Origin of the sequence: Pseudomonas sp. 8209 (assembly GCF_028682105.1) — a bacterium.
GTDB classification, from domain to species: Bacteria; Pseudomonadota; Gammaproteobacteria; order Pseudomonadales; family Pseudomonadaceae; genus Aquipseudomonas; species Aquipseudomonas palmensis.
Map to the genome: position 1 here is coordinate 220286 of NZ_JANIAH010000002.1, position 22569 is coordinate 242854.

Here is a 22569-nt window from a genome sequence, read left to right on the forward strand (position 1 = left end):
CATGATCAACAACCAACGTCGCAACCTTCTGCTTGGCGCCTTGATTGCGCCACTGATGGGTAATTCCGCTCTGGCAGCCACTGCTGCCGAGTCGATGCCGCATGGCCACCCGATGCCGAGCATGGGGCCGGAGATGGACAAGGTGAAGTGGATGGGTGATGAGCAGATCGGCATGCTGGTATATCCCGGCATGACCGTCATGGACCTGATCGGCCCGCATTGCATGTTCGGCGCACTGATGGGCGCGAAGATACATATCGTCGCCAAGTCCCTTGAGCCGGTGACCAGTGACGCGGGACTGACGGTAGTTCCCAACGCGACCTTTGAAACCTGCCCGCGTGATCTGACGGTTCTCTTTGCTCCTGGCGGCACCGACGGCACCCTGGCCGCGGCATCGGATCCGGCCACCTTGGCGTTCTTCGCCGACCGTGGTGCGCGAGCCAAGTACATCACCAGCGTTTGTTCAGGCTCGCTGATTCTCGGGGCTGCTGGATTACTGAAGGGCTACAAGGCGACCTCTCACTGGTCATGTCGAGAGGTGCTGTCCAGGTTTGGCGCGATTCCGACCGAGGCGCGCGTGGTGCGCGACCGCAACAGGATCACCGGCGCAGGGGTGACAGCCGGTCTGGACTTCGGCCTGGCGATGGTAGCCGAGCTACGCGACCAGACCTACGCCGAGTGCACGCAACTCATGAGCGAGTACGATCCAGAACCGCCGTTCAACGCAGGTTCGATGAAGACGGCACCTGCTGGAGTAAAGGCAGCAATGATCGATCTGGTAGCGGACTTCAGCAGAAAGGCGGCAGCACTGGCAGCAGCCAGTAACGTTTGAAACCCAATGCCAAACCGAGGCTGAAGTGCCAGGGAAAGAAAGCCGGTACTGGCTCGGCGATGGGGCCGCTCAGGTGAATGTGGGCGCTTGCTCCGCACTGCGCCGCCGAGAGTCGCTGCGACAGACCACCGCAGCCCGCTAGTTAGAGGCGGCGCAGATGGTCGGATCAGTTCCTGTGCCGGGCGTATCCGACCTCTCGGCATGGCCAAGTGCGGCGGATGGTCGCGGTTGAGCAGGCCGAGCCCCATCCCTAGAGTGCGCTCACCCTGCACAGCCCTCTCCACCCTGTGCCTTTACGTTTTTCGAGGTCACCCGTGTCGCGCCCTCAAACGGCCCCTGCCGCCCGCCAGCTCCATTTTGCCCCGGATCAGTACCAAGCTGACCGCACGGCTTGCGCGGTCCATGTCGCCGCTTCGCTATTGTGGATCATTCAGGCCGCGAGCATTGCCTGGGCCGCGCAGGGCTTGATGGACGGGCAGGGTATGGCTCGTGTCTGGCCAGCGGCTTTGGCGTTGCTACTGACGGGTGTGATCCGCAGCCTTGCCGAGGCATGGGCTTCACGGCGGCTGTTCCAAAAAGCCCGCACGTACCTGACGGTGCTGCGGGAGCAGGCGGTGACCACCCTCGCTGCACGCTCGCCGCTCGACCTGCGACGGGTTCCGGCCGGTGAGGCGGCCAGTATCCTGGCCGAACAAGCCGAATCTATCCTGCCCTATCTGGTGCGTTATCTTCCCGTACGACAAAAACTGATGATGCAGCCTTGGCTGATAGCGGCGGCAGTGGCTTGGTATTCATGGATCGCCGCGCTGGTCCTGCTGGTCGCGGCACCAGTGATCCCACTATTCATGGCCTTGGTTGGATGGCGCGCCAAGGCGGCCAGCGAGGCGCTGTTGCTGGAGCACGGCGGCATGAACGCATTCCTGCTTGACCGCCTCAAGGGCATGACTACCCTGCGCGCACTGGATGCCGTGCCCCTCACTGCTGGTCGCCTGGACGCCGCAGCGTTGTCGCTGCGCCAGCGCACCATGCGGGTATTACGCATCGCCTTTCTATCTTCGGCGGTACTCGAACTGTTCTCCGCCCTCGGCGTGGCACTGGTGGCGGTGTACATCGGTTTCCACCTCCTAGGCCAGGTACCTTATGGTACCTGGGGCACACCACTGACACTGGGCCAAGGATTGTTCATCCTGCTGCTCGCCCCTGCGTTCTTCGAGCCGCTGCGCGAACTGTCGGCGGTCTGGCATGACCGAGCCACGGGCATCAGCGCACTGGAGGCTTTGCAGAGCCTGGGCCGGCGAGGCAGTAAGCTAGCCGATGTTCCTTCGGGCGCTCCCTCGGCACCGGACACCGCGACGCAACCACTCATCGTGTTGAATCAGGTCAGTCTGCGCCATCCAGGCGCTGCCAAACCGATCATCGAGGACTTGTCTCTAGTTGTCGGCAAAGGCGAATGGGTAGCCTTGACCGGCCCCAGCGGCAGTGGCAAGTCCAGCATGCTGGCGGCGCTGGCAGGACTGCTAGCCGTCCAGGCGGGAACACTACAGGTCGGCGTACCTCGTAAGTGCATCGGCTGGGTCAGCCAGCAGCCCCACCTGTTCGCCACCAGCATTGCCCGGAATGTCACGCTGGGGCGCCGATTCAGCCGCGAGGCAGTCGATAGAGCGCTTGTGACCGCCTGTCTTGACCAAGTCGAGAGTGCCCGTGCCGGTAATTTCCTCGGGGAAGGTGGCGTCGGCCTGTCCGGTGGTGAAAACGTTCGTCTGGCCCTGGCCCGTGTCGCCCTCGACCCGCAGGTGGAACTGATCCTTGCCGACGAACCCACGGCGCACCTCGATCGCCAGGCTGCCGCTGGAGTCACTGCTGCCCTGCTAGATATCGCCAGGAACAAGACATTGGTGGTCGCCACCCATGATCCCCTGTTGATCGCCGCGATGGCGCGACAGATCTCGATGGACCGAGCGGCTCCTGGATCATGCGGCACACCTTGCAGGGAGGAAGCGCCATGCTATCCGGCCTGAAAGCCCGACCACTTTTCACGGTCCTGCAACTGTTCTGGTGCTTGCAGCGACGCCCCTTGCAGGCCGGTGTACTTCTGTCGGCAGTGACGGTGCTGTTCGGCATGGCGCTGCTGGGTCTGTCGGGCTGGTTCATCAGCGCGACTGCGATTGCTGGCTTGAGCGTCGCCACTGCACTGGCATTCGACGTATTCATGCCATCGGCAGGTATTCGCCTGTTCGCTTTGGGGCGCACGTTCTCACGCTATGGCGAACGCCTTATTACCCATGACGCCACACTTGCGGCGGTCGCGGTACTACGCGTACAGCTGTTTCGCGCCTGGGCCAGGCCTCACGTGGCTCGGGCCCTCGCCCTGCGGCCTAGCCGCCTGCTGTTTCGTCTGACGTGCGATATCGACGCACTGGACTCTCTGTACCTGCGCCTGTGCATTCCGCTACTGAGCGCACTGGTCGCTAGTCTCGCCGCGACGCTGGCCTTGGCGCTGATCAGCCCGGGCCTGGCTCTGGCGACTCTGATGGCCTTAGCGCTGACCGCGCTACCGACGCTTAGCTACCTGTGGATCGCTGGGCTGCGCCCGGCATGCAAGCGGGCGCTTCTGGTCGAGCGGCTACGTGGCCAGGCCGCCGACCTGCTGTCCGGTCAGACCGACCTGATGATGACAGGGCAACTCTCTGATCATTGCAGAACATTGGGTCATATCGACCGACGCCTAGCTCGCGAAGAAGACCGCTTGCACCAGTTCGATACCCGGGCCGGAATGACCTTCGGACTGCTCGGCAGCATCCTGCTTTCAGGCACTCTTGCCGTCACCGGGTGGTTGGTAACGACCGGGGCTATCGGCGTTCCTGTTGCGGTGCTGGCTGTCCTCCTGGCCCTGACGCTTGCCGAACCACTGGGGGCGTTGCGACGGGGAGCCTTCGAACTGGCGCGAACTTCGCTGGCGGCGCGGCGCCTGGTCCCGTACTTGACAGAGAACGCCGACATCACCTTGACGCCACAGCGATCGGCACCAGTTCCCTGTGATCCGTTCGCCCTCAAACTGCAGGATATCCATGTCCGCCACGACGGCGCGAAACATGACTGCCTGCATGGCATCCACCTGCGCATTGCGTCGGGCGAGCGCGTCGCCCTGGTCGGTCACAGCGGCGCGGGCAAGTCGTCGCTCATGGCGGTACTGACTGGAGAACTGCAACCCCGTTTAGGCCAACTGCGCCTGATCGACCACGCCTGGTTGACCCAGCGCACCGAGCTATTCAACGACACGCTGCGTGACAACCTGTTGCTCGCCGCGCCGCATGCGCAAGATACAGCCCTGTGGGAGGCGCTGCGCATCGCCGGCCTGTTCGAGACGGTAGCCAGCCTGCCTAGTGGACTGGAGACGCGCCTCGGCGATAGCGGACTCGGCCTTTCCGCCGGACAGGCCCGTCGTCTGGCGCTGGCCCGACTTTTGTTGCGCGAGCGCGCGCTGTGGCTGCTCGACGAGCCTACCGAAGGGCTCGATAAGCCAACAGCAGAGGAAGTACTGGCCCGGCTCGCCGAACAAGGCGCGGGCCGTACCTGGCTGCTGGCCACCCACCTACGCCGCGAAGCGGCGCTGGCCGACCGCCTCGTCGTGCTGGAGCACGGCCGCATCATCCGTGAGGTTCGACGAGGCAGCTCAGGATTCGATGCGGCTCTGGATGAGCTACGTCCCGATTGAAAATCCGTTTGACCTGATTAGAGGAAAGAAAAGATGGAGCTGGATATCGTCAGCCTGTCGCGATTGCAATTCGCGCTCACGGCGCTGTACCACTTCTTGTTTGTGCCCTTGACCCTGGGGCTGTCCATTCTGGTTGCCATCATGGAAACCATCTATGTGATGACCGGGCGAGTTGTTTGGCGCCAGATGACCAAGTTCTGGGGCACCCTGTTCGGCATCAACTTCGTTATGGGCGTGGCCACCGGGATCGTCATGGAGTTCCAGTTCGGAATGAACTGGAGCTACTACAGCCATTATGTCGGCGACATTTTCGGCGCGCCCCTCGCCATTGAGGGCTTGATGGCGTTCTTCCTGGAGGCAACCTTCGTCGGTTTGTTCTTCTTCGGTTGGGACAAACTGACCCAGGTGAAGCACTTAATAGCCACCTGGCTGATGGCTATCGGTACCAACTTTTCGGCGCTGTGGATCCTGATCGCCAACGGCTGGATGCAGAACCCGGTTGGCGCGGCTTTCAATCCGCAAACCATGCGCATGGAGGTCAATGACTTCTTCGCCGTACTGACCAATCCGGTGGCACAGGCGAAATTCGTCCATACGGTGTCTGCCGGCTATGTCTGTGGGGCAATCTTCGTCCTCGGCATCTCCGCATGGTATCTACTCAAGGGCAGGCACGTGGACCTGGCCAAGCGCTCGATGACCGTTGCGGCGTCGTTCGGCTTGGCCTCATCGCTCTCGGTGGTGGTGCTGGGCGATGAAAGCGGCTACCTGTCCAACGAACACCAGAAGATGAAGCTGGCCGCAATCGAAGCCATGTGGGAAACCGAACCGGCTCCGGCGCCGTTCACCGCTTTTGGCTTTCCCGATCAGGACGCTCGTGAAACCCACTACGCCGTGCATATCCCCATCGTCATGGGCCTGATCGGCACCCGCTCGCTCACCGAGGAGGTACCGGGCATCAATGACCTGGTCAAGCGAGCCGAGACCCGCATTCGCCAAGGCATACTGGCCTACGATGCGCTGGAGAGCATCCGCTCGGCCGGTTCGACCACACATCTCGATCCTGAGCTCAAGCAGGCCTTCGAAGCCAATGGCAGCGAACTGGGCTATGCCTTATTGCTCAAGCGCTATGTTGACGACCCTCGCCAAGCCAGCGAAGAACAGATCACCAAGGCGGCCTGGGATACCGTTCCTCATGTCGCCCCGCTGTTCTGGTCGTTCCGCGTGATGGTTGGTCTGGGGATGCTGTTCATCGCCCTGACTGCCGCGTTCTTCTGGCTCTCGGCCCGTCATCGCCTGGAGCAGCATCGCTGGTTACTCAAACTCGCCGTACTGGCCATTCCGCTGCCCTGGGTAGCGATCGAGGCCGGTTGGCTGGTGGCCGAGTATGGACGCCAACCCTGGGTGATCGAAGGTGTGCTGCCTACCGCCATGGCCGTGTCCAACCTGGGCATCAAGACCCTGCTATTGAGCATCGCTGGTTTCGTAGCGATCTACAGCGTGCTTTTCGTCGTGGAGATGAAGCTTATGCTCAAGGCCGTCAGGCAGGGCCCGGAACTGGAGCCTGAACAAGTCCCGGTCGTGACACCGACACTTGCCAGCGTGGCGACCCGTCAACCCCTTTACGCACCCGCGGAGTGAAGCATGATTCTGCATGAGCTATTGAACTACGACACCCTGCGGCTGATCTGGTGGGTACTGCTTGGCGTGCTGCTGGTGGGCTTCGCCGTGATGGGCGGCTTCGACCTGGGAACCGGCGCTCTGTTGCCCTTCATTGCCAGGACGGATACTGAACGACGCGTGGTCATCAACGCTGTCGGACCCACCTGGGAAGGCAACCAGGTCTGGCTGATCCTCGGCGGCGGAGCAATATTTGCCGCCTGGCCCCAGTTGTATGCAGTGTCCTTCTCCGGCTTTTACCTGGCGATGTTTCTGCTGTTGGTAGCCTTGATCGTGCGCCCCGTAGCCTTCAAGTACCGCAGCAAGCGTGCTTCGCAAACCTGGCGCCAGACCTGGGATTGGCTGCTGTTCTTTGGTGGTTTCGTTCCGGCACTGCTATGTGGCGTCGCAGTGGGCAACGTACTTCTGGGCGTCCCGTTTCGCCTGACCCCGGAGATGTACATCTTCTATGAGGGAAGCTTTTTCGATCTGCTCAACCCGTTTGCTTTGCTTTGCGGACTGCTGTCGGTAAGCATGCTGGTGGCCCATGGTGCTGCCTGGTTGCGGATCAAGACCGAGGGTGCCGTGGCGGAGCGCGCCCGTGTGCTTGGCAGCGCCAGTGCGCTGGTAAGCATCGCCCTGTACGCTGCAGCGGGAGTTGCGCTGTGGTACGGCGTGCAGGGCTACACCATTACTTCCCCCATCGATCCAAGCGGTCCCTCGAATCCCCTATTCAAGAGCGCGGCTGTTGCACCCGGAGCCTGGTTGCAGAACTACCGCCAACACGGCTGGACGATGTTGGCACCGGCTGCGGGGTTCGTTGGCCTGCTCCTCGCCTTCGTGCTGATGCGTGCACGCCGTGACATCGCGACCATCCTGGCAACCAGCCTGGGCATCAGCGGCATTGTGATATCCGTGGGCGCCTCGATGTTCCCGTTCATCCTGCCATCCACTCTCGATCCACGCTTCAGCCTGACCGTCTGGGATTCGTCGTCCAGTCACCTGACCCTGTTCATCATGCTGGTCTGCACACTGATCTTCATGCCACTGATCATCGCCTACACGGCATGGGTATATCGGGTGCTGTGGGGCAAGGTGGACGTCAAGGCCATCGAGAATGGCAGTCATCACGCGTATTGATTCAAAGGAGCATTGGCATGTGGTATTTCGCCTGGTTACTCGGACTGCCGCTGGCAGCCGCTTTCGCCGTCCTCAACGGCATGTGGTTCGAACTCACCGAGGACAGTATGGTGCGGCGGGCCTTGATGCATGACGTTGCCTCGACCCCAAACCCGGGCGAGGACGCTGGCTAGGCCAGCGGTTTGCTTCAACGCCGTGCCCATGCACACCGCCCCCCTGAGGGAGGGTGGTGTAAAGGTCAAGATGGTCCAGTGAACTGCCGACCTCATGAAATGGACCGAAGCACTGGCATCAACCAATGGCTGAGTGGCGCGGCACACCCGCGCCATCTGCGACATCCGACCGCAGGCCGGCAGCACGTGCCCCTCCGGTGCAGGGGCAAGCGCAGGTGCGGCGGGTTGTCGCAGTCCTGGCGGCTCGAGACTGGTTGTTAGAATTTCCAGCCACGCTTGAAGTTGTGACTCCCCCAATGCGCATGTCCCTCCCGATTGTCCTCTTGGCGCTTGCCAGTCTGCTGTCTGCCTGTAACAACGCCGACGATTTCGCCAAGGTCGAACCTGGCGAGCCGCTTTCCAGCGGCGCGACCACTGTCCACCGCAACGACAAGGACGCTTTCTCCATGCCGGCAGCAAACCTCTCGCCGTTACGGCGCATGGACTTTTTTGTCGGTAACGCGTTTTTCCGTGGCGCATGGCGTCCGGCCATCGACGCTCAGGGAGCCACCACTGGTGGGCGTTCGGGCCTGGGGCCGCTGTTCAACACTGACTCCTGCCAGAGCTGCCATATCAAGGATGGTCGAGGTGCAGCGCCTGCCGAAAACAGCACTGGTCCGGCACTTTCATCGCTGGTGCGACTGTCGATCCCGGCGGGACCAACAGACAAGGATCTGCTCAAGCGCCTGGGCGTGGTGCCGGAACCGACCTACGGCGGACAATTGCAGGACATGGCTATCAGCGGCCATGCGCCCGAGGGACGGGTATCGCTTAGCTACACCACAGTGCAGGTCGAACTGGCTGAAAACGAGCAGGTGGAGTTACGTAAACCGCGCTTTACCATCGAGGACCCGGGATATGGGCCGTTCCATCCTCATACCCTGATGTCACTGCGGGTGGCTCCGCCCATGATTGGGCTGGGGCTGCTGGAGGCTATCGGCGAGGAAGACCTGCGTGACAACGTCATCCGCCAAATGGCCAGCGGCAGCCCGGTCAACGGTCATCTCAACCGGGTCTGGGACGATGCCTTGCAGACGACTGTGACAGGTCGTTTCGGCTGGAAGGCCGGCCAGCCCAACCTGAACCAGCAGAACGCCCATGCGTTCGCCGGTGACATGGGGCTGACCAGTACGTTGATTCCCTCCGATGACTGCACGACACATCAGCCCGAGTGCCGTGATGCCCCCTCTGCCGGAGTGCCCGAAGTCAAGGACAAGGTCCTGGCCAGCGTCTTGTTCTACACCCAGACCCTAGGCGTCCCCGCGCGAAGGGGCGCTGATAGTCAGGGTGTGCTCCAGGGTAAGGCGTTGTTCCATCGCTCAGGATGCGCAGAATGCCATCGGCCCTCCTACGTGACCGGGCAACACCCCGTTCCCGAACTTTCTGGCCAGCGAATCTTTCCCTATACCGACTTGCTCCTCCATGACATGGGCGAAGGCCTGGCCGATGGTCGCCCCGAGTTCCAGGCTTCCGGTCGCGAGTGGCGAACGCCGCCGTTATGGGGTATCGGCCTGACGCAAGCCGTGAGTGGTCATAGCCAGTTCCTCCATGATGGACGTGCCCGCACACTGCTTGAGGCCATTCTCTGGCACGACGGCGAAGCCGCCGGGTCGCGCAAAGCAGTACAAGCCATGAGCCGGGTGGAGCGCAAGGCGCTGCTGGAATTTCTGCAGTCGTTGTAATTCATGAAACCGTTGTGGATGCTTTTGGGAAGCGACCAGCCATGGGAGGAAGGGAATGTCTGCCAACGATTCGCAACGAGCGGCATCATGGGCAAGCTACTATCGACATCATGAGAACCGCCCTGCATCAGCACTGCTCCACAACGCCATGGATAGCGTGGGACCAGCGCACTGCAAGCAGGCGATCGACCTGGGCTGCGGTGCGGGCAATGAAACCTTCGCACTGCTGAAGGCCGGCTGGAGGGTGCTGGCTATTGACCAGGCCCCGCAATCCATTCTAAGGGTCCAGTCAATCGGAGCGGGATTCGCGCCCGGCAGCCTACAGGTCATGCATGAACGCTTCGAAACGCTCAAGTATTTGCCTGAGGCCCAGCTGATCCATGCCGGGATGGCTTTGCCGTTCTGTCATCCGGCGAGCTTCATGCACTTTTGGGGACTCATCGTCGACGCGCTACGGCCCGATGGAGTGTTCGTCGGCCAATTGTTCGGCGATCGCGACGACTGGAGCCACGACTGCACAAGGACGTTCCACAGTGAAGGCGAAGCGCGCGCCTTGTTGAACGGTCTGGAACTGATCACCTTCAATGCCCTGGAGTATGACGGCAACAGCCTGCGAGGTCCGAAGCACTGGCACCTCTTTGAAATTATTGCGCGCAAACCCAGGAACTGCAGTTGAGCAACTTCATGCCCTGTGCCTTGCGCAGAAACAGAAGAGCCAGGCACTGAGGCCTGGCTCTTCACCGGCTAGATGAAAACCTGCCAAGGAAAACATCGGACCGGCACAAAGATTAGCACTTACGGCTGCACAGACCAGGCTGCGACGATACACCACACCCAGTCCCGCAGCCTCTTTCGCAAAAGGACAGCCTGCACAGCATGCGTCAGGTTGTCGCACCAGGCGACTGCGCCACAATCAAGCACACAGTAATGCCGCATCACCCGCCAGCATGCCCGGAAGATGGCAGACCAGATGGTCAACCCAGGTGCTGGTCCTGACATCAGGGCGCCGGGCGGATGGATACAACGCATAGATACCGCAGCGACCTGACCGATAGTCCGTCATTACCTGCACCAAGGTACCGCTGCGCAAGGCCGGGGCCGCTGCATATGCCGGGAGCAGGCCGATACCCAGCGCACAGGTCAGCGCCGAACGCATCGCTTCTTCGGAGTCCACCCGTAGAGGCGACTCGGCCAGTGATACCTGCGCACGGCCATGCGGGCCGTAAAGCACCCATTCGTCAACTGGCCGGGAAGGATCGCAGAAGCCAAGGCAGGCATGCTGACGTAGGTCTTCCGGTGTTTCAGGGGTGCCAGCGACCCGCAGATAGTCTGGCGAGGCGCACAGGATACCGTGCGTTGCGCCCAGCTCCTTGACCCCGTAGGAGACCACCGGCGGTGTTTCCTGCAGCAGGATCGACATGTCATAGCCCTCTTCCAGCAAGTCAGGCATGTGATTGGACATGGTCAGATTGAAAGTCACTTGCGGGTAGCGTTTGCGATAACGGTTGATCAGGTCCATGACATAACTCTGCCCCAGGCCGTGCATGGCATGAATCCGCAACTGACCGACCGGGCGACTGTGCTGTTGCTGCACCTCATCCTCGGCAACCTCCACCAGGCTCAATATCTGCTCGCAACGCTCCAGGTAAAGCTTGCCGGCTTCGGTCAGGGCGATGCGCCGGGTTGTTCGGTTGAGCAGGCGGATATGCAGGTGTGCTTCGAGGTTGGCGAGCATGCGCGAGATATTCGCGGTGGTAGTCTCCAGCCGTGCGGCTGCGGCGGTCAGACTTCCGGTATGCACGACGTAACTGAACGCGCGCATGACTTGCAGTACATCCATCTTAAATGGTCTCGATAATACCGAAGGATGGCATCGGCCGACCGGTGCAGGCACCCACGGCGATGCGTTTCTCGTTGCAGGCGAGCCTGCGAGAGGAAGCGCCTTGCACCGGAGATGCCCGCGGATTCGAGGTTGGCCAGCAATCACGGGGGGACGGCTGGAAAGCACAAAAGAGTTCCGGCAGCGACGTCAACGCCAGCGTTGGCGGGAACAGCGCTGGCGGCCTGGCCAAGGGCATCGGACCATGTGCCTGGGAGCAGCAGCAATGACCTTGCCCGGTCAGTCTGGAACTGTCGTTGTCATCCTTGTCGAAGGCCAAGGGACGATACTGCGTACCGCCTGAGGAGCAATAACTGCCCGAAAGCAACTGCGCCAGACTCAGCTGCCCGAAGGCTGCCGCCATTGGCAAGGTCGTGATCTTCAGAACGATGGCGAGCAACGCAACCACCCAGGTGTTGTCCCTAGTAGTTCTGTGCATGCCGCAGCGCATTGCCATTACCCTGGTCTCAACTGCGCCCGGCGGGTTGCTGGCGGTTCAATAGCCGTCCCGAACGGTCAGTGTGAAACGACAAGGCTTGCCGTAGAAGTTATGGCAGTTGGGTGTGCTCAGCGAAGGGTAGTAGCGGCGATTAAAAAAATTGACCATGTGCAGTTCCAGGCTGTGTTGCTTGTCCAGCTCTCTGACTAGAGTCTTTCAGCCGACCCAGGAGCGCCACTGCGCGGGGAGGGCACTCTAATATCGCTCTGTAGCGGGCAGAAACTGTGACAACCCGCCGCACGGTCCAGGAGCGCCAGATGAAAAAGGCCGGGGTCCTTGTGGAGCCCGGCGCTGGCGACGCGCTGTAAACCTGCCAGGGAACCTTCACGTCGTGCCCGAACAGTAGCATGGAGGCCTCGCGCCACTGGCCTGCGGCAACTCGCCACAGCATCCTGGAGAAGAGGCCATCAATGACGGGCACCGCGCAACGGCTGCGGCGGACGGTCGCACCGCTCGCAGTCGCACGCGGTTATACGGCTGGCTTGCTATGGCGCTTCATCGGCTTGACGCATGGCTTACCCATAATCCATCCGAATGTTTTTGCAGGGCGTGTAGTGCTTTACGGATACAAATAGATACAATTCGCCACCCCGTACCTTGTCTCGTCGATTCGAGTCTTCCCATGAACCTAGTCCGCCACCACAAAGCGCCGATCGCCTGGATGCTGTATTTCAGCGTTCTGTTCGGCTCATTGCTGTGCGTCATGGGCCATGGCCAGATGGCTGGCCTGAGCCTGAGCGGCCTGGACGATGGGGAGTATTGCTCACTCGACGGCAGCAGCCCGTTCAAGGGCGACAACGACCTTGGCTCGCACTCGCTGCCGATGACCAGCGACTGCGTGATCGCCAGCCTGTTCGGCGCCACCCTGCTGGCCGCTTTCTTCGGTTTGCTCGCCCTGCTGGCCGGCGAGTCGATCAACCTCCTGCCACGCCAGCCGATGCGGCTACTGCCGAGGCAACGCTGGCCCTTGCTCAATCCCCGAGCCTCTCCCGCGCTGTTTCCCGTGCTCTGAAAACGCTGCGCACTGGCCGTCGATGACGATCGGCTGGCGCGTGCCGATCTCTTTCCAGCCTGGAAACCCTTATGTTTCGCATGACCACCCTGGCGCTGCTTGTTGGCAGCGCATCCTGCGCCTGGGCGCAGGACAATGCCCTGACCCTGCCTACCAGCACAGTGAGCGCCATGGCCGACACGGCCAGTCAAGCCACCAGTCTCGACCTCGACCGCCCCATCGACAGCGGTTCGAACCTGAACCTCAGCGCCCGGGAAAACCCGGCCTCGGTCAGTGTGGCCGATCGCAAGACCATGGAGCGTATTGGCGCGCGGACCTTCCAGGATGCCGCCAATGCCCTGCCCGGGGTGAATGCCTCCGCGCCACCCGGCTGGGGCGGGTATGTGGCGTATCGCGGCTTCAACGGTGCCCAGATCAGTCAGTTGTTCAACGGCATCAACTTGCAGTATGGCGGCGCAGCACGCCCGGTCGGCGCGTGGATCTACGACCGCGTCGAACTGCTCGGCGGTCCGTCGTCTTTCCTCAATGGCAGCGGCGCGGTAGGCGGTAGCCTGAACGTCATCACCAAGCTCGCTGATCGTGACGAAGATACGTTCGAAGGACGAGTCAGTTACGGCCGCTACGACACCATGGAAACCTCGGTCGGCTTCAACAAAGCGCTCAACACAGGCGACGGGCCGCGCCACTACGCCCGCCTCGACTACAGCCGCACCAGCACCAACAGCTATATCGATCGCCAGGAAAATGGCGCCGGAAACCTGGCCTTCTCGCTGCTAAGCGATATCAACGACCAGCTCTCGCACACGCTGGCCCTCGAGTACCTGGAAGAAAAGGAAGACAGCCCCTACTGGGGTACGCCGGTGCTGCAACCGCTGGTGGGCGAGTTGCACATCGACAAACACGACCGCTTCAACAACTACAACGTCGAAGACGGCCGCTACGAACAGCGCACCCGCTGGCTGAGATCGATCACCGAGTACCGTTTCGACGATTCCACCCGTTTGCATAACACCTTCTACCACTACGACGGCCAACGCGATTACCGCAACCTTGAGGTCTATCGCTACAACGCCGACAACAGCACCATCGCCCGCTCCGGCGGTTATCGCCAGCGCCATGACCAGGAGGTCAATGGCAACCGCATCGACCTGAGCCACCAAGGCCAGCTGTTTGGCCTGGCCAGCGACTGGGCCTTCGGTGTCGACTACAACCGCAACCAGCAGACCAACTACCCGCTATCCAAGGGCGCCTTCGACACGGTCGACCCTAGCGCCTTCGATCCAGATCGCTTCCTAGATATCCCAGGCATGGACGCGCCGCGCAGCAAAGGCCGCAGCACCACCACCGACACCTCGTCGCTGTTCGTCGAGAACCGTACCCGCCTGACCGACCAACTGTCCCTGATCAGCGCCCTGCGCTACGACCACATCGACTTCGATGTCGTCGACCATGTCGCCCGCACCAGCCTCGACCGGCGCTGGGACGCTATCACCGGACGCTTGGGCCTTGTCTACGACCTGACTTCCAACCTGAGCCTGTATACACAATACAGCACCTCGGCCGAGCCGCCGGGCGGTACCCTGACCAGCGCCTCGATCAGCCAGGTCGGCGACTTCGACCTGAGCACCGGGCGCCAGGTCGAGGTTGGCAGCAAGTTCGACTTCCTCGACGGGCGCGGCTCGGCGACCGCCGCAGCCTACCGCATCGTGCGCAAGAACATCTCGGTGCCGTCCTCGACCGTGCCAAACACCACCGAGCAGGCCGGCCAGCAAACCTCCACCGGTATAGAGCTGGCAGCTTCGTTCAAGGTCACCCCGCAACTGCTGGCCGCCGGCAATTTCAGCTGGGTCAACGCCGAATACGACGAATTCAACGAAACCGTCAGTGGCGTGGTGTATTCACGCAAGGGCAAGAACCCGGTCAACATTCCTGAGCGCACCGCCAACCTCTGGCTGACCTACGACCTTGCTCCCGGCTGGCAGGTCGGTGCCGATGCCCGCTATGTATCATCGGTCTACGCCAACACCGCCAATACCATGTGGGTGCCGTCCTACACCTTGTACGGCTTGTCCATGACCCATGATCTGGACAAGCACGTTCAGCTCAGCGCGCGCCTGCGCAACCTGACCGATGAGGTCTACGCGCGTTTCATCCACCAGACCAACACCCAGTACTACATGGGTGAACCACGCAGCCTGGAAGTCGCCGTGCAGTGGCGCTATTGATGAAGCTGAAGCGCCAACTCTATCTATGGCACCGCTGGCTAGGCATCGTCACCTGCCTGTTCATGGCGCTGTGGTTCGTCTCAGGGGTGGTCATGCTGTACGTCGGCTACCCCAAGCTGACTCCGACCGAGCGCCTGGCGCACCTGCCCGTCCTGCCGGCGGGCTGTTGCGCCGAGCTACCGGCACGTTGGGTCGACGAACCACTGCAGGCGCTGCGCTTGAGCAGCCTCGGCGGACGCCCGTACTACTTGCTCGACCTGGCCGATGGTCGCCGCGTGGCACTCGACGCCGCCAACGGTGAGCTGCTAACCAGCGTTGATGCACGATGGGCACTGGCCAGTGCCCGGCAATACGCCGGTGACGTGCCACTCCAGTACCGGGGCAGCCTCGACGAAGACATGTGGACCCACTCCCGAGCGCTCGATGCTGAAAGACCGTTGCAGCGGGTTGAAGTCGGCGATGCAGCGTGCACCTGGCTGTACCTGTCGGGCAGGACCGGCGAGGTAGTGCGCGATGCCAGCGCTCAGGAGCGCACGTGGAACTGGATCGGCGCCTGGCTGCACTGGCTCTACCCGTTGCGCGGCGGTTTCGGCTTCGACAATGGCTGGCGCACGCTGGTGATCGGCCTGTCTCTGCTGGGCACTCTGATGGCGTTGCTTGGGGTGGTGGTTGGCGTCATGCGGGTTCGCCTGCGTACGCGCTACCGCAGCGGCTCCTGCAGTCCCTATCCGGGCGGCTGGTTACGTTGGCACCACATCGGCGGCCTGTTGTTCGGAGTCGTCGTGGTGACATGGGTGTTCAGCGGACTGATGTCGATGCGCCCCTGGGGCCTGACCGACAGCCACTCTCGCCTGGACATTAGCGCCTTGCAGCAAGGACTGCTACGAGCTGCGGATATCGGCCAGAGCGTGAAACAGGCACTGGCCAGCCTGGACCAGGAAGCCGCTTTCAGGACGGTTGAATTGCAATGGCGGCGTCTTGGCGAAAACACCTACCTGGTGGCGCGCAACGCAGTAGGGGACAGCCGGATCCTCGAACTAGGCGCTCTGCCCGCCAGGCAGCTGCAACGCGAGCGACTGGAAGCTGCAGCACGAGCCATCTCGCCGCAAACATCGCTGCGCGTCGACTGGCAGACTGGCTACGACTTCCATTACTTCGCCCGTGATGCCCAGAGCATGTATGGCTTCCAGCCCCGGCCACTGCCGGTATTGCGCCTGCGCTTCGAGGACCCCGCCGGGACCTGGATCTACCTGGACCCTGCCAGCGGTGAACTGGTTGCCAGTCACGATCTCACGCAACGCACCGGGCGCTGGCTGTTCAATCTGCTGCACAGCTGGGATTGGCAACCGCTCCTGCAACGGCCCGCTTTACGCGAGAGCATGATCATCGGCTTCAGCCTTGGCGGAACGGTCATAGCCCTGAGCGGCGTAGTTCTCGGCTGGCGCAGATTATGGCGAATACGACCGCGCCGCTGAGAACGACAGGCGCTTGGCGAATACGTTTAGCAACACTACCCTTGCAGCGTCTGCCGGTTGTGACGCAAGACACAGGCAACAGGGAAGCGGGCAAGCCTCCACAAAGGCGATTCCCGCGCTGCCCCCGCAACTGTGAGCGGAGAGTACGGACGCAACATGCCACTGGTCCATTTCGACCGGGAAGGCGCGTCCGCTACGACGACCCGCGAGCCAGGAAACCTGCCGCAGGCAGCCCGCTGGGCTTTTCTAAAAATCGCATCACTCGGAGGGAGTAACGATGCATATCGAACCTGGCGTATTGAACGCCGCGAAAGTGCTGTACGCCAACGTCACCGCCCTGGGCACCCTGGCCGTCTTTGCGCCACGCCTGCTAAAGCGACCCGACGATATTCTCAAGACCGTCCTGGCAGCGGTGTTCTTCTCGATCTTCATGGAAGTCTTCCATCTCCCCGTCGGTGCCTCCGAACTGCATTTCGTTGGCGCCTCGGCGGTGTACTTCGTGTTCGGCTTCGTCCCCACGCTGCTGGGCTTTGCAATAGGCCTGCTGCTTCAGGGGATGCTGTTCGAGCCACAGGACCTGGTGCATTTGGGAGTGAACTCGCTGTCGTTGATGCTGCCGCTGATCACTGCTCACTACACGCTTGGCAGGCGATTCTTCAATGAGGGCGGTCATAGCATCCGCTGGGCTGAGGTAGTCCGCTTCGACGCTCTGTACTACACGGGCGTGGTGCTCATGGTCGGATTCTGGCTGTCCTTGGGCGAAGAGCCGACGCCGCTTCACAACTGGGCATTGTTCGCCCTGTCATACCTGCCACTGGTTTTGTGCGAACCGTTGTTCACCTGCCTGGTGGTGCGCACCCTCAAGCGCCATGCCGATAGTCTGCTGGTCTCCCGCTTGACCTGCGTGAAGTCGCTGGCTGTCTGACTTCGACCTAAGTGTCCATCTGACACCGACACGAGCTGGGGCTGAATTCAGTCCCGGCTTTTTAATGGCGCCAATTTCGTGAATGAAATCGAGGGTGCGACAGTAGGTCGCACCTCGATCGCTCATCGCCGACCTGCCTCACAGGCTCGCGACTAGCGGAAAAGGTGCGTCACACGGTCGCAACTGACATCTGCGGCAAGCTTCATACACTCCGCTCTTTCCAATAAGAAAACCTGAGAGGCCATTCATGAAAAAGACATTGGTGATGCTCGCTTGCCTGGCAGTGGCGAGCCTGGCACAGGCAGCGCAAGATCCGGAGGCGGTATTCAATCGAGCCTGCCAGATGTGCCACAACGGCCAATTGCCAATGGCTCCTAAGAAAGGCGACGCCGAAGCCTGGAAGCCTCGACTGGCGCAGGGCAGCGAGGTACTGGTCAAACACGTTACCGAAGGCTTCAACGCCATGCCGCCACGTGGCCTGTGCATGGACTGCACGGCCGAGGACTACAAGGCCGTGATCGACTACATGTCAAAGTGATCCAGGTACCAGGGCCGAACTGGGGTACCTGCGAAGGGGTAAGTTCGGTGCGGCAGGCTGTCGCACCGGACGTAACACACAAGCATTGCTAGACTCCCGCATCGAACTATTCCAAAGCGGTCATCGAGCAAAGGATATGCACCGATCAGCAGCGCGTCGCCGCTCACTCACCTGGCTCCTTTACGCCAGCGTTTTTTTCGCCGTGCTGCACTGTGGTTTGGGGCAAGGTCAAGCGATCGGTCTGACGCTCAATGGATTAGGCGGCGCATTCTGCGGCCACATAGGCGCGGTTCCCCGCTCAATCAGCTTCGAGCAATGGCTTGGCGATGGCTTGGCAGTCGGCGCTACGCTCGACTGTCCGCTATGCAGCCATACCGGTCTTGCTTTCACGTCTCTGCAGTTCAGCCTGCCTTTTGCCGATCCTGCCGTTCAAACACTCCTGCCCATCGCGCCCGCGACTTGGCCACGCCGATTCTGGCCACCTGCCAATCCTCGCGCCTCACCTGCTCTGACCTGATTCAGTTCCATTGCCGTCCCGCGCCCTGGTTTTAAGCACATAGGGATGCCGCCATGTGCGCGACGCTGGCCTACCTTGATTCACAGCATCAGGAAATTTCCAGAGAATGAAGAAGAAAACCCTCTGCTGCGCCGCCGCACTTGCACTGTCCAGCGGCGCCACGCTGGCCGAAACCAACTCGGTTGAACTTGCCGAAACGCCCGTTGTGGGCACTTCGGTCATCGACCAGAACAGCGTCGACAGCTTCGGCAGCCTTACCACTGTGGTAGGCCAGGAGCAGATCCGTGACCTCAATGCCCTCGACTTGTCCTCCGCCCTTCGCCGCACTCCAGGGGTGGTGGTATCGCGATTCAATCCGGTGGGGTCGTTCGGCGGGGCCGAAGGTGGCGCAGTCTACATTCGTGGCATGGGCGCCAGCCGCCCCGGCAGCGAGATCAAGACCTATATCGACGGCGTGCCGTTCTACATGGGGGTCTGGGGCCACCCCTTGCTGGACTTGCTACCGATTAATGGCATGCAGAGCATCAGTATCTACAAAGGACCGCAGCCGCAGAAATTCGGCAACACCTTCGCCGCCATCGACCTGACGCCTAAGGTCGCCGAGCAGGGCGACAACCATCACGGCGAAATGCAACTGACGGGTGGCAGCTTCCGCACCGCCACCGAACAAGCCACCCTGATAGGCCGCGAAGGCAATTTCGACTACCTACTGGCTCAAGGTGCAGCCCACTCCGATGGTGACCGCAAAGACGGCGACGGCCGCTTGAACAATGGCATGGCGCGCCTCGGCTATCGTCTGAACGACAACTGGAGCGCAGGACTGCTGGTGCTGCACGCCAACAACCAGGTATCCGATCCAGGCCAGAAAGGCTTGCCGGATACGAAGAACGGTGAGTTCAACACCCGTGGCACGCTGGCCTCGCTGTCCCTGGACCACGACCATGACTGGGGCAATGGCAGCCTCAAGGTCTACCACAATGAAGGACGCGGCGCAGCGCTGGACCAGACCGGTCTGGACGGCGACACCATCAGCGACTTCACCCTGCAAGGCATCCGTTGGGAAGAACAACTCCGCCCCTGGCAAGGCGGTGAGGTCGCCCTGGGCCTGGATATCGACGAAAGCAAGGGTGAGGTGCATTTCAAGCGTATCGCTCCGGCGCCACAAGCCAAGTTCGACGCGCCAACCCTGCGCGTTACGTCGCCGCATATCGCCGTCAGCCACGCCTTTGCACTGAACGACACCTGGACCCTGACCCCATCGGCCGGCGTGCGCACCTACGACCACAATGTCTTCGATAGCGCTACTGCACCTCATGCCGGGTTGCTGTTGTCCTCGAACAATGTCGAGTTCCGCGCCAATGCTTCACGTGGCATCAATTACCCCGGCCTTGAAGCCTCGGTGATGTCGAGCCTGATACCTGCCTTGGGCGAAACCTGGAAAGACCTGAAACCGGAAAAGGTCGACCACCAGGAATTGGGTGTACGCTTCAACCCTATCGACAGCGCCACCCTGGACCTCGCCGTATTCAAGGACAAACTGCAGGACCGCTACCTGTTCGCGTTCCCGCCGGCGGTGTCCCGCCCTTCGTACATCAACTTGGGCGATTACAGCGTGAAGGGTGCCGAAGCTACCTGGCAACAGCGCTGGACCAGCAACTGGAGCAGCTTCGTCGGCTTCACCTGGCTCGATCCGTCGCTCAAGACCCTGCCCTACGCCCCCCAGAAGTCATTGTCGCTGGGCACGACCTACGAGATCGGCCAATGGCGCCTCTCCGCCGATGCGCAGTACCAGAAGGACATGTATGTGCTGGCAGAGGAACGTACCGCAGGTGCCAGCAACTTCTCCAAGGTCGACAGCTTCACCGTGGTCAACATGCGCGTAGGTTACGCAGTACCGGCGCTGGGCAAGGTGGGCGAAGTGTTCGTCGCCGTAGAGAACTTGTTCGACCGCGACTATGCCTACCGCACCAACTACCCGATGCCCGGCACCTCGGCGCAACTGGGTGTGAAGATGGGCTTCTGAGCCCGAAAACGGACGCTGCCGGCTCACCGCCGGCAGCCTTGCAAAGGAACACATTGATGAAAGCACCGATCCTCGCACTGCTGCTGGCGTGCAGTCCCCTCTTGGCAATGGCGGATATCGCCAGTGAGCAACAGAGCATCCAGCAACTGATGCGGCACAGTTTCGAACGCCCGGATGCCCCGCTGGACGTGGGCCCGGTCACGGTCGAGGGCGATCATGCCGTCGCAGGCTGGCTGCAGGACAAGCGGGGTGGACGAGCCCTGTTGCGCAAGGGGCCACATGGATGGCGCGTGGTGTTATGCGCCGGCGACTCGCTGCTCAACCCGTCCACCCTGCGCAGTGCCGGGCTCAGTGACGCTGATGCCACTCAGTTGAGCCAGGCAGTGCGCAGCGCAGAAGCGACCCAGTCCGAAGAGAGGGTCAAACAATTCGCCCTATTCCAGGGCGTGGTCAAGGTCGATAAAGATCCCGGGCACGGCAACCATTGAGGCTTGCCCCGGCCCGGGCTCCGAAGCGGGCCTAGCCAGGTACAGGCAACCAGCGACGAAAGTTCTCTAGTCCCTTGCCACTGAGCGGGCTCCAGGAAAACTCCCAGGAAGGGGGTGGCAGCCCGACGCCTTCTTCCATGGTGCATCCAGCCGGCTGCGCGCCGGCTTTCCATTCCACGACTACTCCGTCCATGGGTTGCCAAGCCAGTACCAGACCACGTGCCTGGGACATGTCACCCGCAACCCACAATGCAGCGGCCGCCGCCAGGAGCGCCTCTATGTGTTCGTCGGTCACCCGCGACCTGTAGGGCGAGCCCAACAGCCAGCGACAGACACTGATGTAATAGGTCCAATCCAGTGCCGGATGATGTCGGTAAGCCCAGGTCATGAAGCGACGGAACAGTTCCAGGCCTTCCGGGGGATCGAGCTTCAGCAGGCCAGGACAGACGTCGAACAACGTGTGCCAATACGGTAGAAGCCGTGCATCCAGGTGGACAAAACTGCGAGCGTTGCAAGGGTAGTCGGGAAACGGCAGGCGGGAATCGCTTCCGCGCGCAGGGCGAGCCTGAGTGTCGAACAGGGTCGACACGCTCATGGGACGAGACATCACGTACTCCATACGTCAGATAGCCTTCGGCAGGCCCCGGCCTGAATTGTGCCGGGTAGCCTGTTCTCATTTGCAGTCAGGCTGTCGTAGGAGGAGCACGCGGATTGAGCGAGGACCAACGTTCCCGAGGAACATAGGCATTGGCGAGCGACATCGCCGGCACCAGCGAAGATCCGGGCGGTATCGGCGTAATGATCAGCGCCGTTGGCAGCGGAGCCGGAGCCCCGTTAGAGCAACAGCAATGACCGGCATCGGACACCACCGGCTTGCCGGCATCATCCATGTCCAATACCACCGGCTGCATGCCACCGGATGAGCAGTAACTACCCGTCAGCAGTTGTGCCAGGCTGAACTCGCCCAGGGTGCTTGCCATGGGCAGCACCAACACCTTGAGCAGCATGGCCACCAGCGCAGCGACCCAGAGGTTGTCCCTGGATCGACTGTGCAGGCCGCAGCGCACGGTCACGTTTCTTCCGACGGAGCGCGTGCGGAGTTTAGATTCTTCATGACAAAGCTGATCCTCCGGCGACGATGAACGTCGCAGTGCCGGCCGAAGGCATACCAGCAGGTACGCACAATCAACAGCACTGCATTCGACAAACGGACACAGGCCCGCTTCAGCGCCTAGGCGCTGACTACATCAGAGAGGAGAAGCGCGGGGATTGGCCGATGGCCAGCAGTAGCGCGGTGGTGCCTGGCTGCGCACCTCGCGTTTGAAGGGCTTTGGATTGGCGCACGCCAGTAGCCAGGCGACGCCAACCAGAAACAGCAGCAGAAGCAGTATCGCTGAGCACATGGGGCAGGTGAAAGGATTGCTCCAATCGGCAGTGGTCAACCCACCGTCCTGTTTGATCTTTAGAACCGAGGTGTCGCTACCCAGGCTGCAGAAGCTGCCACCGATTCCATTGAGCGCAAAGCCCAGCGCCTGCCCGTGGCTGAGGCCACAGCAAAGCACATTGAACAGGACGCTGAAATACAGAATCCAGGCAATGAGGGGACGGTTGGAAGCAGGACGATCCATGGCCGGCGACTCTAGCATCCAAGCTCGGTTGTTTGAAGCCCAGCGGGACTGCATGAGCGCAAGGCTGCGACATAATGCCGCTCCATGGAACTTTTACAGGCCGCCTCGTATGCGGCTTAATGC

The 22569-nt window shown here is 61.5% G+C and carries 21 protein-coding genes and 1 riboswitch; of the genes, 16 read left to right on the forward strand and 5 right to left on the reverse strand.

What is annotated here, in order from left to right; translation table 11 throughout:
* Position 1: 1 nt before the first annotated feature.
* The 8 genes from NP552_RS04595 (at position 2) to NP552_RS04630 (ending at position 9913) form a co-directional block, all read left to right on the forward strand.
* Positions 2–832, forward strand: coding sequence for a DJ-1/PfpI family protein (locus NP552_RS04595; protein WP_274096494.1), 831 nt, complete (start codon positions 2–4; stop codon positions 830–832).
* Positions 833–1146: 314 nt separating this feature from the next.
* The gene (gene cydD / locus NP552_RS04600; protein WP_274096495.1) at positions 1147–2850 is read left to right on the forward strand and encodes a thiol reductant ABC exporter subunit CydD; all 1704 of its coding nucleotides are present in this window, start codon (positions 1147–1149) and stop codon (positions 2848–2850) included.
* Positions 2835–4547: an amino acid ABC transporter ATP-binding/permease protein gene (locus NP552_RS04605; protein ID WP_274096496.1), complete on the forward strand. Its 1713-nt coding sequence runs from the start codon at positions 2835–2837 to the stop codon at positions 4545–4547. The genes cydD and NP552_RS04605 overlap by 16 nt, the downstream gene beginning before the upstream one ends.
* Positions 4548–4580: 33 nt before the next feature.
* Positions 4581–6185 carry a cytochrome ubiquinol oxidase subunit I gene (locus NP552_RS04610; protein WP_274096497.1) on the forward strand — a complete coding sequence of 535 codons (1605 nt, stop codon included), beginning with the start codon at positions 4581–4583 and terminating at the stop codon, positions 6183–6185.
* A gap of 3 nt (positions 6186–6188) precedes the next feature.
* On the forward strand, positions 6189–7343 hold the full coding sequence (gene cydB, locus NP552_RS04615) for a cytochrome d ubiquinol oxidase subunit II (RefSeq protein ID WP_213607130.1): 1155 nt from the start codon (positions 6189–6191) through the stop codon (positions 7341–7343).
* A 17-nt stretch (positions 7344–7360) separates the two neighbouring features.
* Entirely contained in the window at positions 7361–7516 is a 156-nt protein-coding gene (cydX, locus tag NP552_RS26025; RefSeq protein ID WP_213607129.1) for a cytochrome bd-I oxidase subunit CydX, read from the forward strand.
* 296 nt (positions 7517–7812) lie between these two features.
* Positions 7813–9237, forward strand: a complete 1425-nt coding sequence (locus NP552_RS04625) for a di-heme oxidoreductase family protein (RefSeq protein ID WP_213607128.1) — start codon at positions 7813–7815, stop codon at positions 9235–9237.
* A gap of 55 nt (positions 9238–9292) precedes the next feature.
* Positions 9293–9913: a methyltransferase domain-containing protein gene (locus tag NP552_RS04630; protein ID WP_213607127.1), complete on the forward strand. Its 621-nt coding sequence runs from the start codon at positions 9293–9295 to the stop codon at positions 9911–9913.
* A 237-nt stretch (positions 9914–10150) separates the two neighbouring features.
* On the opposite strand, the gene NP552_RS04635 is transcribed toward NP552_RS04630, so the two are convergent.
* A complete protein-coding gene (locus NP552_RS04635; RefSeq protein ID WP_213607126.1) occupies positions 10151–11077 on the reverse strand; it encodes a LysR family transcriptional regulator in 927 nt (308 codons plus the stop codon).
* A 1-nt stretch (position 11078) separates the two neighbouring features.
* Positions 11079–11525: a DUF2946 family protein gene (locus NP552_RS04640; RefSeq protein WP_274096498.1), complete on the reverse strand. Its 447-nt coding sequence runs from the start codon at positions 11523–11525 to the stop codon at positions 11079–11081.
* A gap of 712 nt (positions 11526–12237) precedes the next feature.
* Here NP552_RS04640 and NP552_RS04645 point away from each other — a divergent pair.
* From NP552_RS04645 to NP552_RS04675, 8 genes are all read left to right on the forward strand, one after another.
* Entirely contained in the window at positions 12238–12627 is a 390-nt protein-coding gene (locus NP552_RS04645) for a DUF2946 family protein (RefSeq protein WP_274096499.1), read from the forward strand.
* Positions 12628–12698: 71 nt separating this feature from the next.
* Positions 12699–14852 (forward strand): TonB-dependent receptor, encoded by a 2154-nt coding sequence (locus NP552_RS04650; RefSeq protein ID WP_274096500.1) that lies wholly within the window; start codon positions 12699–12701, stop codon positions 14850–14852.
* Positions 14853–14857: 5 nt separating this feature from the next.
* Complete coding sequence (locus NP552_RS04655; protein WP_274096576.1) at positions 14858–16327, forward strand: PepSY domain-containing protein; 1470 nt, start codon at positions 14858–14860, stop codon at positions 16325–16327.
* A 37-nt stretch (positions 16328–16364) separates the two neighbouring features.
* A riboswitch (cobalamin riboswitch) is annotated at positions 16365–16568 on the forward strand.
* 36 nt (positions 16569–16604) lie between these two features.
* Positions 16605–17252 carry an energy-coupling factor ABC transporter permease gene (locus NP552_RS04660; protein ID WP_213607121.1) on the forward strand — a complete coding sequence of 216 codons (648 nt, stop codon included), beginning with the start codon at positions 16605–16607 and terminating at the stop codon, positions 17250–17252.
* Positions 17253–17499: 247 nt separating this feature from the next.
* The gene (locus NP552_RS04665; RefSeq protein ID WP_213607120.1) at positions 17500–17790 is read left to right on the forward strand and encodes a c-type cytochrome; all 291 of its coding nucleotides are present in this window, start codon (positions 17500–17502) and stop codon (positions 17788–17790) included.
* 136 nt (positions 17791–17926) lie between these two features.
* Positions 17927–18307: a DUF2946 family protein gene (locus NP552_RS25930; protein WP_337994628.1), complete on the forward strand. Its 381-nt coding sequence runs from the start codon at positions 17927–17929 to the stop codon at positions 18305–18307.
* Positions 18308–18413: 106 nt separating this feature from the next.
* Positions 18414–20330: a TonB-dependent receptor gene (locus NP552_RS04670; protein WP_213607119.1), complete on the forward strand. Its 1917-nt coding sequence runs from the start codon at positions 18414–18416 to the stop codon at positions 20328–20330.
* A gap of 56 nt (positions 20331–20386) precedes the next feature.
* Positions 20387–20818, forward strand: coding sequence for a copper uptake system-associated protein (locus NP552_RS04675; RefSeq protein ID WP_213607118.1), 432 nt, complete (start codon positions 20387–20389; stop codon positions 20816–20818).
* Positions 20819–20849: 31 nt separating this feature from the next.
* On the opposite strand, the gene NP552_RS04680 is transcribed toward NP552_RS04675, so the two are convergent.
* The 3 genes from NP552_RS04680 to NP552_RS04690 all read right to left on the reverse strand — a co-directional run bounded on the left by NP552_RS04680 (position 20850) and on the right by NP552_RS04690 (position 22446).
* Entirely contained in the window at positions 20850–21425 is a 576-nt protein-coding gene (locus NP552_RS04680; RefSeq protein WP_213607117.1) for a putative natural product biosynthesis protein, read from the reverse strand.
* Positions 21426–21501: 76 nt separating this feature from the next.
* On the reverse strand, positions 21502–21891 hold the full coding sequence (locus NP552_RS04685; protein WP_274096501.1) for a DUF2946 domain-containing protein: 390 nt from the start codon (positions 21889–21891) through the stop codon (positions 21502–21504).
* Between the two features lie 174 nt (positions 21892–22065).
* Positions 22066–22446: a DUF2946 domain-containing protein gene (locus NP552_RS04690; RefSeq protein ID WP_213607116.1), complete on the reverse strand. Its 381-nt coding sequence runs from the start codon at positions 22444–22446 to the stop codon at positions 22066–22068.
* Between the last annotated feature and the right edge of the window lie 123 nt (positions 22447–22569).